Origin of the sequence: Allobosea sp. 2KB_26 (genome assembly GCF_052115715.1) — a bacterium.
Classification (GTDB): domain Bacteria; phylum Pseudomonadota; class Alphaproteobacteria; order Rhizobiales; family Beijerinckiaceae; genus Allobosea.
This window is the reverse complement of the sequence record NZ_JBFRHE010000001.1, coordinates 1,321,710-1,335,404: the sequence shown is the minus strand read 5'-3', so window position 1 is coordinate 1,335,404 and position 13,695 is coordinate 1,321,710. Positions and strand designations below refer to the sequence as shown.

Sequence of the window (13,695 nt, the reverse complement as noted above, 5' to 3'; positions counted from 1 at the left end):
GATTCGTTTTCAATCGGTCGCGCCATGAATCTCGGTTAAAACTGGGTTCTCCGAAACGGGATGCTTGGGATCCTGGACGTCATGAAGCCTTTCCGCTGGTGTCCATCAGCAGGCGTTCGGTCCGAGCATCTTCGATCCGATTTACGAGTTTTGCGGCCTCGTGCATGTCGCGAACGGTCTTGGTCATGGTGATGCTGGTCTGGACCAGCATGAGCACACCCATGGCAAGGTAGCCCCTGGCCACCAGTCGAGCGGCAGAAACATGATGCCGACACCGACCATGGTGGCCGCGGCGACGAACGATGCGTAAGTGAAGGTAACCCAGGCGCCGCTATGGGGCTGTGAAGTCTGGTTCATCGAAATCTCCCACTGCTTCGATCGTATGATCGGGTGTCGATCAGCCTTCCGGCCTCAGCTTCGCCTGGAGCCGCGCCAGCACATCGTTGGCGGTCGGATTCAAGCGGGGGCCGAAGCCCTTGGCGGCGAGCCTTTCGGTGATCGAGGCGGTGGAATGATCGATCTGGTCGAGAGCCGCATCGGCCTCGACTGCGGCGACCTGCCGCTCGCGGAGACCTTTCAGGGTTTTCTCCGCATCGCCGATGCTTGCCTCGAAGGGCGCTGACGGTTCGAGGCGCCCGCGGCGCAGGAGGCTTGTCGCGTCGGACACTTGGGCGAGGCGACGCCCGCGCTGGAGTTCTGCAAGGCGCACCTGATCCTTCTGGACGCGGCGGCGCCGGGCGCTGATCTCAGTCGAGAACAGAGCCAAGGCTGCGCTGGACGCCCCACGATCAGCTTCCAGTGCTGCGATTGCGTCAGCGCCTTCGTGGGCCATGCCATTGTCTCCGGACTTCAGGGCCTCTGCCACCCGGCTTTCGAGGTCTGCAATCTGCTTTCCGGTTACCGTAGACCTCTCTGTTTCCTGCTTCTCCTGCGCGATCGCCACGGCAAGCGACCGCTTGACCCGTTCAAGCGCGGCGACGCCATCCCGGATCTGTTGATCGAGAATGAGGAGCGCGTTGCGTGCGGTGAATTGCTCGGTGGATGCCGCGGCCTGACCGCGCAATAGGGTCACAAACGCTTTGAACATCGTCGATCTCCTGCTATGAACATTGTTCACAGTTCTGTTGTAACGCTGCCATGAACAGTGTTCAAGTATTATTTTGAACGCCGTTCACGGGACATTCCGAGGTGCCGATGACCCCGACTGAGGCCCGACGAGAGAGACTGCGCGCGCTGCTGATCGAGGCGGCAGAGCGGGCCATTGCCGACAAGGGGCTCGCCGGGCTGAAAGCGCGGGAGCTCGCCCATGAGATTGGGTGCTCGCTGGGTGCGATCTACAATCTTGTCCAGGATCTCGACGAGCTCGTGCTCCGGGTGGGCTCCCGGACACTGTCCCGCCTGGATGACGCTCTCAGCGAGGCGGCAGCTCGCTCACCGGCTGGAACGGATAGTGCCATCAGTACACTGGTTGCCGTTGCGCTGGCCTATAGCAGCTTCGCGCGGGACAACCTCAATCTCTGGCGGACGCTGTTCGAGCATCGCATGACGGGCGGGGGCGAGGTCCCCGAATGGGCCGTCGCAGAGCAGTTGCAGATGTTCCGGCATATCACCGGGCCGCTGGAGATTCTGCTTCCGGACGCGGCGGAGCGCAATCTGCTGACCCGGACATTGTTCTCGGCCGTGCATGGTGTGGTGGCCATCGGCCTGGAAGACAAGCTCGTGGCTGTCCCGCGCCGGCAGCTCGATCAGCAGATTGAGATCCTGGTCCGTCTGATCGGGGAGGGGCTGCTTCGCACGCCCAACGTGAAAGCGCTCTTCTTTCAACGAGAATGACGGCAGGGTTGGACTCGCGGCGGTTGCTCATCATCGAGCAGACGTGCGCGAACCTCGCGCGGGAAGCGGTCGTCCCGTCGTTCAAACCTATGATGTATCAGTGCCGGGTGAGGGGCCGGATTTCCTGATCGCTGATTGCGCCGAAGCAGATGGTTCCTCGCCTCAAGGGGCAGCGTTGGGCCAGATTCTACCTGACCCCAATCGCAGCCAGAAACGATCTGCTCGCGCTCGGAGCCCTTCTTGGTCGAAGGGGTCTGCGATGTCCTGTGCAGACGGATGGCCGGGTTGCTCACCGTGTTCATGCGTCTTCGCGCGGAACGGGATGCGTCCCTACGGCGTCGAAGGCCGGGCAGGCGGCTTGCCCACGCCGGTCAGCAGCGGACCAGTTGCGGCTTCGCACTGACCGGGTCCTGCTCCTCCTCGCTGACGATGCGCCAGAATTGCTCCACGACCGGACGGGAATTCGACAGGGATCGGTAGAGCCGGATATCGACCTTCAGGTCCCAGCTGGAATCGGCGGCGCGCACGAGTTGGCCGCTGGCAAGATCGAGCCGCACGATGCTCTCCGGTATCCAGGCCAGTCCCCAGCCGGCCAAAGCCATCGCTTTCAGGCCTTCGGACATCGTGTTCTCGTGGATCGTGATGCGTTCGAGCGCTCTTCGCGCGAACAGATCCGCCAGCACGTGATGGAAGAACGATCCGGCGCCGTAAGCGAGGTGCCGCGCCGGGGTTGCTCCCGGCTCGATCCGGTGAAGCGGGCGACCGTTGGCGTCGGGGGCCGAAACCGGGATGACGTGCTCGTCGCCCAATCGCATATGGATGATGTCGCTATCGCCGATGAAAACCGGCACCGCGCTATGCGAATAGATCAGCAGAAAATCGCTGCCGCCTTCCCGTAGCGAGGTCACTAGGGAATCGATCCCGTTATTGTCGGCGCTCACTCTCGTGCGGAGCCCGCCGAAGCGGGGCTCGATGCGCCGCAGCCATTGCGGGAAAAAGGTCAGCGACAGCGTGTGGAGCGCCGCGAAGGACAGGGTGTTTGCACGCAGACCCTGCTTCTCCCGCAGCTTATCCCTGGCGCGATACAGATCCTGCAACAGCTCCTGTGCGGTCCCGCGGAAATTCTCGCCGGCCGAGGTCAGCCGGACCGGATAGGAGGCCCGATCGATCAGGGGCAAGCCGACCCAGTCCTCGAGCTGCCTGATGCGGCGGCTGAAGGCCGACTGGGTGACATGGCGTTCGGCCGCGGAACGGGAGAAGCTTGCCGTGCTCGCAAGGCTGAGGAAATCCTCCAACCATTTGACCTCCATGGCGTCCTCCCTAGCGCAATAGGGTCGCAGCGCTCGGCCGCGTCCGGGGCGATGCCGCGTCGACAGCCGCCTCCCTCCGCCGCAAGGCCGGGCTAGTCCACATCGAGGCCGACCAGCGCGCGATCGTAGCCGGCACTGGCTGCGATGAGCCTCTGCGTGTAGCCGCTATGGGCGCGCGCCGACATCAGGTCGGCAACGCCGAGCTCCTCGATCAGCTTGCCCTGGTTCATCACGGCGAGCCGGTTGCACAGATTGGCGACCACGGGCAGGTCGTGGCTGACGAGGACGCAGGTGAGCCCCTGTTCGACCTGGATGTCGCGGAGCAGGTTGAGAACCTCGGCCTGGACGGAGACGTCGAGGGCCGAGGTCGGTTCGTCGAGAAACAGGATGCGGGGCTCGAGGATGAGAGCCCGCGCGATCGCCACGCGTTGGCGCTGGCCGCCCGAGAGCTGGTGCGGGTAGCGGTAGCGGTAGCTCTCGCCAAGACCGACCTGGGCAAGCACGCGGGAGACGCGCGGGCCGATGCCGGCGATGCCGTGCACCACCAGCGGCTCCGAGAGAATGGTGTTGACGGTGTGCCGTGGGTGCAGGGAGCCGTAGGGATCCTGGAACACCATCTGGGCCATCCGGTAGAACGCGAGATCGCGCACCGGTCCCACGGTCTTGCCGGCGATTCTGATGGTACCCGACCATTGCCGGTTGAGGCCGGCGAGGCACCGCAGGATCGTCGTCTTGCCGCAGCCGGACTCGCCCACGAGCCCATAGACGGTCGCTTCGGGAATCGAGAAGGAGACGTCGTCGACGGCGACGGACTGGTTTTCACCCGCGCCGAAGGCGACGCGCAAATGGCTGACTTCGATCATGCTTCCGCCGGAATGGGTTCGTTGCGCCAGGACGGGTCGCGCTCCAGCACCCGCAGGCGCTTATGGCCGTCCTCGAGCCGGGGCAGTGAGGCCAGCAGCCCCCGCGTATAGGGATGTTTCGCCTGGTGAAGGTCCGCGGCGGGGCATCGCTCCACGATGCGCCCGGCATACATGATCAGGACCTCGTCGCAGAAGGTCGAGACCAGGTTGAGGTCATGGCTGATGAACATCAGGCCGATGCCGCGGGTGGTGACGAGCTCGTCGAGAATGGCCAGGACCTGGAGCCGGACGGTGACGTCGAGCGCCGAGGTCGGCTCATCCGCGATGATCAGCTCGGGCTCGGGAATGAGCATCATCGCGATCATGATGCGCTGGCCCATCCCGCCCGAGACCTCGTGCGGGTAGAGCGCGAAGACGCGCTTGGGATCGCGGATGCGGACCGCCGCCAGCATCTCGAGCGCCCGCTCGTTCGCCTCGGCGCGGGAGGCGCGATGATGCACGCGAAAGGCTTCGGCGATCTGATGCCCCACCCGCATGACCGGATTGAGCGAGTATTTCGGATCCTGCAGGATCATCGAGACGCGCTTGCCGCGGATGCCGAGCATCTCGTTTTCGTTCAGGCCTGCGAGCTCGGTCTCGCCCAGTCTCATGGACTTGACGGTGGAGGTCGCTCCCGACGGCAACAGGTTGAGGATCGCCCGCCCGGTCATCGACTTGCCGGAACCGGACTCGCCGACGATGCCGACCTTGTTCCGGCCGACCTCGAAGCTGATGCCGCGCACGGCCTCCACCAGGCCGCGCGGGCCGGGAAAGCCGACGCGCAGGTCCTCGACCGTGAGGATGGGGCTCTTTGTGGTCCCGGACATCGTCCTCTCCCTCACGAGCGCGGGTTCAGCATGTCGCGCAACCCGTCTCCGAACAGGTTGAAGGCGAGGCTGACGGTCAGGATGGCCAGGCCGGGCATGGCGGCGAGATACCAGTGCTCGAGCAGGTATTGTCTCGCCGTCGAGAGCATGGCGCCCCATTCCGGCGTGGGGGGCTGGGCGCCCAGGCCGAGGAAGCCGAGGCCGGCCGCGGTCAACGCGACGCTGGCCATGCTCAGCGTCACCCGCACGACGACCGAGGGCAGGCACATCGGCATGACGTGCTTGAAGATGATCCGCGGTGTCGACGCTCCCATGACGCGGACGGCATCGACATAGTCGCTGGAGCGGATCGTCAGGGTTTCCGCCCTGGCGAGACGGGCGATCCCCGGCCAGGAAGAGAGCGCGATGGCGATGATCGCATTGTCCAGGCTCGGGCCCAGAGCGGAGACGAAGGCCAGCGCCAGGATCAGGCTCGGGAAGGACAGGAAGATGTCGGTGATCCGCATCAGCACCGCCTCGACCCAGCCTCCGAGATAACCGGCCGTCGCCCCGATGCACAGGCCGATCGGCCCGACGATCACGGCAACGAGGCCGACGATGTAGAGCGTGGTGCGGGCGCCATAGACGATGCGGCTGAAGACGTCCCGGCCGAGCTCGTCCGTTCCGAGCCAATGCGCGGCGCTCGGGCGCTGAAGCCGGTCGGCCAGGACCTGGTCGAAGGGCGAATGGGTGGCGATCCACGGCGCCATCAGCGCGACCAGCCCGATCCCCAGCAGGACGACCACGCCGATGACGGCGAGGGGATTCGCGGCCAGGCGCAGCCAGGCGAGGTAGAAGCTCTGCATCCAGGCCTGGAAGCCCGATTGCGGCGCCTCGACGAGAAGCCAGGATCGCAACGAAGCGTTGCGCTCGAAGGAATGAGCCGTCATCGGGTGCGCGGATCCAGGAAGCGGTAAAGGAGATCGGTGATCAGGTTCAGGCAGATGAAGACCAGCCCCACGATCAATGTGCAGGCGAGAACGGCGTTCATGTCGCCGATCATCAGGGCGGTCGTCAGGTACTGACCGAAGCCGGGCCAGGCGAAGACCGTTTCGGTGAGCACTGCCCCTTCGAGCAGCCCGCCATAGGAAATCGCAATGACCGTGGCGAGCTGGACCAGCACGTTGCGGAAAGCATGACCCCAGACCACGCGCCGCCGCGAGAGCCCTTTGACCCGCGCCGTGGTGACGTATTCCTGGCTCAGCTGATCGAGCATGAAGCTCCGGGTCATGCGGCTGATATAGGCCATCGAGGAATAGCCGAGCAGGAGAGCCGGCAGGATGATGTGCCGCGCGGCGCTGACGAACACGTCCCAGTCGCCCGCCAGCGCCGAATCGACGAGCAGCAGCCCCGTCCGCTTCGGCACGGCGTCGAGATAGAAGATGTCGACCCGACCGGAGCCGCCGACCCAGCCGAGCCAGGCATAGAAGACGATCAGCCCCATCAGGCCGAGCCAGAAGATCGGGACGGAATGGCCGATCAGCGACAGCAGCCGCACGGCGTGGTCGATCGGTTTTCCCCGATAGACTGCAGCGGCGACGCCGAAGGGGATGCCGAGCCCGCTGCCGATCACGATGGCGACGGTAGCAAGCTCGACCGTCGCGGGAATGACATGCCTGAGATCGTCGGCGACAGGATTGCCGGTGAAGATCGCCCGCCCGAAATTGCCGCTCAGCATGTCGCGCAGGAACATGACGAACTGGATGTAGAGCGGCTGGTCGAGCCCGAGCTTTGTGCGAACGTTCTCGTAGACGCTGGCATCGGCCTTCTCGCCGACGACGGCGGCGATCGGGTCGAACGGCAGCACGCGCCCGATGAAGAAGGTCAGGGCCAGCAGGCCCAGCAGGGTGAGCGCGACGGAGAGCCCGCCGCGCAGGGCCGGCGCTGCCCAGCGGGGCAGGCGCAGGCGGGTGTTTCGCCGGGGCGCGAGATCGGTGAGGGAGCTCACGCCTCACTCCTTCTCGATCGTGTCGTAGAACAGCTCCGCGCCGTTATATTCGAAGCGCTTGACCCGCTTGTGCAGGGCCATCGCGCCGAGCCGCTGGAAGATGCCGATGATCGGCGACTCGCGCATGTGGCGGCGCTGCAGTTCGGCATAGAGCGCCGTGCGCTTGGCGGGGTCGCGCTCGAGCTGCGCGGCTTCGACCTGCTGCTTGAACCAGGCGTCGGGCGCCCATGCGGCGCGCCAGGCGAGGAAATTGGTCGCCTTGGCGGCATCGCTGTTGTCGGGGTTATACGCCATCCGCAGCGCCATATCGTTGGCATCGGGATAATCGTAATCATAGACCGCCATCAGCATCTGGAAGTCGCGGCTGCGCATCAGCGTGTAGAGCTGCGCCGTCGCCATGGTGCGAATATCCAGCGTGACGCCGACCTTCGCGGCATTCTGCTGGAAGTTCTGCGCAAGATCCGGAAACGGGTAGTTCGTCATCGTCAGGACGGTCTTCTTGAAGCCGTCGCCATAGCCTGCCTCGGTGAGGAGGGCCTTTGCCTTGGCGATATCCAGCCGATAGGGGTCCTCGCCCTTCGGCAGAGCCCCGAACACGCCGGCCGGCACGAAGCTCTGGCGGATTTCGGCGCGCCCCTTCTGCACGGTCTCCCTCAGTCCCTGATAGTCGATCAGGTGGCGAAAGGCCTCGATGACCTTCGGGTTGCTGAGGATCGGGTCCTTCTGGTTCAGCGCGAGATAGACGCTGTCGAGGCGCGGCTGAAACTGAAAGCGCAGTTCCGGATTGGCCACCATGGCCGCCAGCGACGAGGCTTCGACCGACTTGGCGTAGTCGATGTCGTTCTTCTCGAGCAGGAGCCTCTGCGCGCCGGGTTCCGGCACATGCCGCACGATGATCCGCTTCATCGCTGGCGCGCCCTTCCAATAGGTCGGGTTGGCTTCCAGGATCGCGACCTCCTGGGCTCGCAGCGTGTTCAGGCGGTAGGGGCCATAGCAGGCGACATTCGTGTTCAGCCAGCCGGCGCCGAGATCGCCGTCCTTCTCGCGCGCCATGATCGTGTCGCGGTCGAGGGCCGACCCCATGCGGTGGTTGGTGAAGGCAAAGGGCGTCACCGAGGGCGCCAGATCCTTGGCCAGGGTGATGACGAGCGTATGGTCGTCCGGCGTTGCGATCTGGTCCTGCGAGGTGAGCCCCCAGTCGCGCATCAGGCTCGCGCTGACCAGGTTGAGCTTGATCGACCGGCGCATGGCCCAGGCGATGCTCGACGAGGTGACGGGATTGCCAGACGGGAAAACCATGCCGCGCCGCAGCGAGAACGTCCAGGTCTTCCCGTCCGGGGAGCTCGACCATGTCTCGGCGATGCCGGCGACGACTTTCGAAGGATCCTTGTGATCCAGCGAGAGCAGCGGCGTGCACATCTGCCGCAACAATTCGTTGGGAAACGACTCGTTGGCTGCAGCCGGATCGAACGTGATGAAGGTGGTGAGGTCGCTCGCCATGACGAATACGTCCTTGGGCGTCGCGGCCTGTCCCGGTGCCACGGCAAGGCCGAGCAGGAACGAGCCCGCGAGAGCGGCTCGGGTCAATCTGCGTAACATAGCGAACGCTCCCCATGCGGATCGACATCAGCGGAAGGGCCGCCTCGATCACGATATTCTTGAGAGCAGGATGTTTGAAAAGACGGATGGTATCAAGATAACAGTTATGAGTTAATTGCATAAACTCAATACATTTTCGAATACATTGCGATAAGTACTCGATGAATCCGAATATAGACGAGCTCACTTGACTATCATACTGCAATATACTTCAATTTGGAAAATTATCTAGGGATGGACCGCGAATATGTCTCTGCTTGCATCGAGCGTCGCCTCTGCTGGGGATTGGATGCTGCCGTTGAAATACGCCGTTGCCGCGTCGACCCTGGCGCTGGGCCTCGCCCCTCCGGCTCAGGCGCAACCGTCAAACCCCTGGCAGGCGGTCGAGCATCCCCGGCCGGGCCGATTGCCCGTCGATCGAGAGCACCCCGGCGAGCAGTCCTGGTTCGTCCCGGTGGGCCGGGATGCGCAGGGTGCCGAGATCCTGCTGCCGGCGCGTGTGTTCAGTCCGGCCGGGCCAGGCCCGTTCCCGCTCGCGGTTGTGAGCCATGGCTCACCGGCGAATGCGGCTGCGCGCAAGACGATGGCGCCGCCCGAATACCGGGCAGGTGCGGACTGGCTGGTCTCGCGTGGCTTCATGGTCGTGCTGCCGCTGCGCCGCGGATATGGCCCGCGCGGAGGCGAATGGGCCGAGGCCTACGGTCCGTGCAGCCAGCCGGACTACGTTCGCGGCGGGCTGGCGACTGCGGATGATATCGAGAATGTCGCCCGCTATTTCGCGACCCTCCCCACGATCCGGGCCGACCGCATCCTGCTCGTGGGCCAATCGGCCGGGGGCTGGGGCTCGCTGGCCGCGGCGAGCCGCAGCCCGGCGAGCGTGCGCGCCGTCATCAATTTCGCCGGTGGTCGCGGTGGCTATGCCGGCGGCCGGCCGAACCAGAATTGCGCGCCGGACAGCCTTGTCGACGCAGCGGCAACCTTCGGCCGTTCATCGAAGATCCCGACCCTGTGGATCTACACCCGGAACGATCGCTTCTTCGACAGCGCCCTGACCGCCCACATGGCAGGCGCCTATCGCTCCGCCGGCGGCGATGCCGAGTATCATCTCCTGGATGCGTTCGGAGAAGACGGGCACAGGCTGTTCCCGACGCCGGAGGGCCGTGCACTCTGGCAGCCCTATGCCGACCGATTCCTCGATCGCATCTGGGGAGCGAGCGCAAGGCCCTGATGCGACGATTGGAGCGCAAGCCAGATGCTGTGCCCGCGCTTGTGACGGCGCAGTCAAACGCGAGCATCGCGTCGCTCGGTTAAAACGATGGCGGTGTGCAGGCGCTCACAACTTCGCAAGCAACCGGTCCCACGCATCTGAACCGATGCGGCCTTCTGCTGTCGAAATAATACGCATCGCCCGGCCCCAGTATTCGGCGCTCGTCTTCGACGGTGACCTCCAGCCGGCCAACGAGGACAATTCCGCCCTCTTCCCCATCATGGGCGAGCAGTACACGGCCTGTATCGGTCCCTGGTTCGTAGCGTTCTTTCAGGATTTGAAGCGCTCGACCGAACAGGCTCTCGCCGACTTGCCGGAACGAAATCCCGCCCTTGCCGATCTCGACCAGTTCACTGGCTTGATAGAAGATTTGTTGCGGCCTATCAGGCTCCATTGAGAAGAATTCGCTGAGACCAATGGGGATTCCATCGAGAATTCGCTTCAGAACTCCAACGGATGGGCTAATGGAGTTCGATTCGATCAGTGATATTGAAGAATTGGCTATGCCGACACGTCTTGCGAGCGTGCGCTGCGATAAATTGTATTTCTGTCGGATAAAACGAAGGCGAGCGCCTACGTCCACGGTCACTGCGCTTTCCTCCTCGATGTCGCTAAGCTCCGCTTCGTCCAAGGCGATCCTCGATAGGTCTTCATCGCGCGTGTTTGCCCAGAGGAATACGTCCCCTCAGTCCGAGGCGAAGGGCACAAGTTTTCAGTCAACGGGGGCGCCAACCGGCCTGAAAAAGCCGATCTTCATCTCAGAGCGCACGGACATGGCGCAGTTGCGCTCCACTCTTGGCGTCCGCCAATCGCTGTTCCTCCTGTTCAATATCCGCATCACAATATCAATGCACCATTATAAATCAGCTCCTTATGGTTCGCCTGAAACAGACTTGTTGGCAATCACGGAACGTGGCTTGTGGTCGATAGACAAGGGAGCACGCCATGACCGCAAACACTCCGCCAGCCTCATTGCAGAACGCCCGTTCGCTCGACAGCTACTGGATGCCCTTTACCGCCAACCGGCAGTTCAAGGCCGCGCCGCGGCTGCTGGCCTCGGCTCAGGGCATGCACTACACCACCGATGATGGTCGCAAGGTGGTCGACGGCACGGCCGGGCTCTGGTGCGTCAATGCCGGACATGGCCGTCGCCAGATCACGGAAGCGGTCGAGCGCCAGCTTTCGACGCTCGATTATGCGCCGTCCTTCCAGATGGGGCACACGATCGCCTTCGACTTCGCCGAGCGACTCGCAGCCCTGGCGCCCGGGGCGGGAGACGCCAAGCTCGACCGCGTCTTCTTCACCGGCTCGGGTTCGGAATCGGTCGACACGGCTCTTAAGATCGCCATCGCCTATCAGCGCGCGATCGGGCAGGGGACGCGCACCCGCCTGATCGGCCGCGAGCGTGGCTATCACGGCGTCGGCTTCGGCGGCATTTCCGTCGGCGGGCTGGTCAATAACCGGCGCGTCTTCCCGCAGCTTCCGGGCAGCGATCATTTGCGCCATACGCATGATCTTGCCCGCAATGCCTATACGAAGGGGCTCCCGGAGCACGGCGCCGAACTTGCCGATGATCTGGAGCGCCTGGTCGCGCTGCATGGCGCGGAAACGATCGCGGCGGTGATCGTGGAGCCCGTCGCAGGCTCGACCGGCGTTCTGTTGCCGCCGAAGGGCTATCTGCAGCGCCTGCGCGAGATTGCAACGCGTCACGGCATCCTGCTGATCTTCGACGAGGTCATCACGGGGTTCGGCCGTCTCGGTATGCCCTTTGCGGCCGACTATTTCGGCGTGGTGCCGGATATCATGACGACGGCCAAGGGCCTGACCAATGGTGCGGTGCCGATGGGGGCCGTCTTCGCCAGCCGCAAGGTGCATGATGCGCTGATGACCGGTCCGGAGGCAGCAATCGAGCTGTTCCATGGCTATACTTATTCCGGCCACCCGATCGCCTGCGCCGCTGGTCTCGCGACGCTCGACATCTATGCCGAAGAGGGGCTCCTGACGCGTGCCGCGGAGCTCGCGGCGAAATGGCAGGAGGCGATGCACAGCCTCAGGGGCGCTCCCCATGTCATCGATATCCGCACCATCGGTCTCGTCGTCGGCATCGAGCTCGAATCGCGCGCTGGAGCGATCGGGGCGCGGGCCTATGACATCTTCGTCGACTGCTTCGAGAAGGGGCTGCTGATCCGTGTCACCGGCGACATTATCGCTCTGTCGCCACCGCTGATCGTCGAGCCCGGGCAGATCGACGACATGGTGTCGCTGCTCGGCGAAGCGCTGAAGCGCGCAGCCTAGCCAGCCCAGCGGACCGACCGCCGGCCGGCGCATCCGGCCGATGCAATCCTGTGCATTGCGAGGCCTGTCCCCGCGGTGCCAGCTTGGCCTCCTGTCAATCTGGCTGACGAGACGCGGCCCTTGCGCCGCGTCATGCCAATGGAGGGGCCTGCCTTGAGCGAACCTTGCGATCTCAGTGCCGTCGAGGCGCGCGCCCTGATCGGGGCGAAGTCCCTCTCCGCCGGCGAGTTGCTGGAAAGCTGCATCCGCCGCATCGATGCCGTCGACCCCGCCGTCAATGCGATGGTTGCGCGCGATGACGAGCGGGCGCGGGCGGCGGCGCTAAGGGCCGATGAGGCGACGATGCGCGGTGATGCGCTCGGCGCCTTGCATGGCCTGCCGGTCGGCATCAAGGATCTCGAGAATGTCGCGGGCCTGCGGACGACCTATGGCAGCCCGCTGTTTCGCGACTTCGTGCCGCCCGAGGACCAGCTGATCGTCGCCTCGGTCCGCAAGGCCGGCGCCATCATCGCAGGAAAGACAAACACGCCGGAATGGGGCGCCGGCGCCAACACGCGCAATGCCGTCTATGGCGTGACCGGCAATCCCTTCGATCCCTCGAAATCGGCGGCCGGTTCCTCCGGCGGATCCGGCGTCGTGCTGGCAACCAATATGGTGCCGATCGCGACCGGCTCGGATACGGGCGGCTCGCTGCGCAATCCTGCCGCCTTCAATGGCGTCGTCGGCTTCCGGCCGACGCCGGGGCTGGTCCCGAGCGACAAGCGACCCTTCGGCTGGAACCCGCTGAGTGTGCTGGGCCCGATGGCCAGGACCGTGCCCGACCTCTGCCTCTTGCTCTCGACCATGGTTTCGGACGACGCCTGCGATCCGCTGGCGACGACGATCTTTGGCCAGACCGTGCGCAAACCGGAGGATTTCGCGCGGCCGGCCGAGATCGACCTCGCATCGTTCAAGGTCGCGCTGACGCCCGATTTCGGCTTCGCGCCGACCGAACGGCATATCCGAGAGGTCTTTGCCGAGAAGACCGGTCTGTTCAATCACCTTTTTGCCGTGGCGGACGAGGCGACGCCCAACTGCAGCGGCACGGACGAAACCTTCGAGGTCTTGCGCTCGCTCTCCTTCCTGGCCTCGATGCATGAGCGGGTGCGGGATACGCCCGAGCTTGTCGGCCCCAACGTTCGCGCGAATGTCGAGGAGGGGCTGCGCTACAACGCGCTCGACGTCACCCAGGCGCTGAAACAGCAGACCGTGCTCTACAAGAACTGGCAGAGCTTCTTCTCGCGCTTCGACGTCATCCTGTCGCCGGCGGTGACGTTGAGCCCGCGGCCCTGGAGCGAGCTCTATCCGGCCGAAATCGACGGCAAGGCGACGCGAACCTATTTCCACTGGCTGGCATTGGCCTATGCCGTCACCGTGGTCGGTCACCCCGCGATCTCGCTGCCGGTGGGGCTCGATCGCAACGGCATGCCGTTTGGTTTGCAGATCGTCGGTCCGCGCGGCGGCGACGCCAAGGTGCTTGCCGTTGCGGCGGCCCTGGAGCGGGTGCTGGCCGGCGATCCACGAACGGCGCGACCGGTGCCGGACATCGCCGCGCTGGCGAAGGCTCAGCGCCTGAGCGACAGCCCTGGGTTCCTGGGGTTCGACTGACGCGCCATAGCCGACACACAACAACAAG

General features: G+C 64.5%; 12 protein-coding genes and 1 pseudogene. 4 read left to right on the top strand and 9 right to left on the bottom strand.

Translation table 11 applies throughout. The annotated features are described in order from the left end of the window. Positions 1-79: 79 nt before the first annotated feature. Positions 80-357, bottom strand: a pseudogene (locus AB4099_RS06485) (YiaA/YiaB family inner membrane protein). A 40-nt stretch (positions 358-397) separates the two neighbouring features. Next, a complete protein-coding gene (locus AB4099_RS06480) occupies positions 398-1,087 on the bottom strand; it encodes a PspA/IM30 family protein (protein ID WP_441477431.1) in 690 nt (229 codons plus the stop codon). Positions 1,088-1,194: 107 nt separating this feature from the next. Between AB4099_RS06480 and AB4099_RS06475 the strand changes: the two genes are divergently transcribed. Further along, positions 1,195-1,833 carry a TetR/AcrR family transcriptional regulator gene (locus tag AB4099_RS06475; protein ID WP_441477430.1) on the top strand — a complete coding sequence of 213 codons (639 nt, stop codon included), beginning with the start codon at positions 1,195-1,197 and terminating at the stop codon, positions 1,831-1,833. Positions 1,834-2,204: 371 nt separating this feature from the next. Here the strand turns inward: AB4099_RS06475 and AB4099_RS06470 are convergent, their stop codons facing one another. From AB4099_RS06470 to AB4099_RS06445, 6 genes are all read right to left on the bottom strand, one after another. Continuing rightward, positions 2,205-3,143 (bottom strand): LysR substrate-binding domain-containing protein, encoded by a 939-nt coding sequence (locus AB4099_RS06470; RefSeq protein ID WP_441477429.1) that lies wholly within the window; start codon positions 3,141-3,143, stop codon positions 2,205-2,207. Positions 3,144-3,235: 92 nt separating this feature from the next. Continuing rightward, positions 3,236-4,006 carry an ABC transporter ATP-binding protein gene (locus AB4099_RS06465; protein WP_441477428.1) on the bottom strand — a complete coding sequence of 257 codons (771 nt, stop codon included), beginning with the start codon at positions 4,004-4,006 and terminating at the stop codon, positions 3,236-3,238. Then, the gene (locus AB4099_RS06460) at positions 4,003-4,872 is read right to left on the bottom strand and encodes an ABC transporter ATP-binding protein (RefSeq protein WP_113510977.1); all 870 of its coding nucleotides are present in this window, start codon (positions 4,870-4,872) and stop codon (positions 4,003-4,005) included. The genes AB4099_RS06465 and AB4099_RS06460 overlap by 4 nt, the downstream gene beginning before the upstream one ends. Positions 4,873-4,883: 11 nt before the next feature. Beyond that, complete coding sequence (gene nikC, locus AB4099_RS06455) at positions 4,884-5,801, bottom strand: nickel transporter permease (RefSeq protein WP_113510978.1); 918 nt, start codon at positions 5,799-5,801, stop codon at positions 4,884-4,886. Continuing rightward, complete coding sequence (locus tag AB4099_RS06450) at positions 5,798-6,817, bottom strand: ABC transporter permease (protein WP_441477682.1); 1,020 nt, start codon at positions 6,815-6,817, stop codon at positions 5,798-5,800. Before AB4099_RS06450 ends, nikC begins: the two co-directional genes overlap by 4 nt. Positions 6,818-6,862: 45 nt before the next feature. Next, positions 6,863-8,458, bottom strand: a complete 1,596-nt coding sequence (locus AB4099_RS06445) for an ABC transporter substrate-binding protein (protein WP_441477427.1) — start codon at positions 8,456-8,458, stop codon at positions 6,863-6,865. Between the two features lie 247 nt (positions 8,459-8,705). Here AB4099_RS06445 and AB4099_RS06440 point away from each other — a divergent pair, with 247 nt between their 5' ends. Further along, the gene (locus tag AB4099_RS06440; protein WP_441477426.1) at positions 8,706-9,686 is read left to right on the top strand and encodes an alpha/beta hydrolase family protein; all 981 of its coding nucleotides are present in this window, start codon (positions 8,706-8,708) and stop codon (positions 9,684-9,686) included. A 79-nt stretch (positions 9,687-9,765) separates the two neighbouring features. On the opposite strand, the gene AB4099_RS06435 is transcribed toward AB4099_RS06440, so the two are convergent. After that, positions 9,766-10,314 carry a cupin domain-containing protein gene (locus tag AB4099_RS06435; RefSeq protein WP_441477681.1) on the bottom strand — a complete coding sequence of 183 codons (549 nt, stop codon included), beginning with the start codon at positions 10,312-10,314 and terminating at the stop codon, positions 9,766-9,768. 356 nt (positions 10,315-10,670) lie between these two features. On the opposite strand from AB4099_RS06435, the gene aptA reads away from it, so the two are divergent. Then, a complete protein-coding gene (aptA, locus tag AB4099_RS06430; protein WP_441477425.1) occupies positions 10,671-12,020 on the top strand; it encodes an omega-aminotransferase AptA in 1,350 nt (449 codons plus the stop codon). Positions 12,021-12,173: 153 nt separating this feature from the next. Next, a complete protein-coding gene (locus AB4099_RS06425; RefSeq protein WP_441477424.1) occupies positions 12,174-13,667 on the top strand; it encodes an amidase in 1,494 nt (497 codons plus the stop codon). Positions 13,668-13,695: the final 28 nt, after the last annotated feature.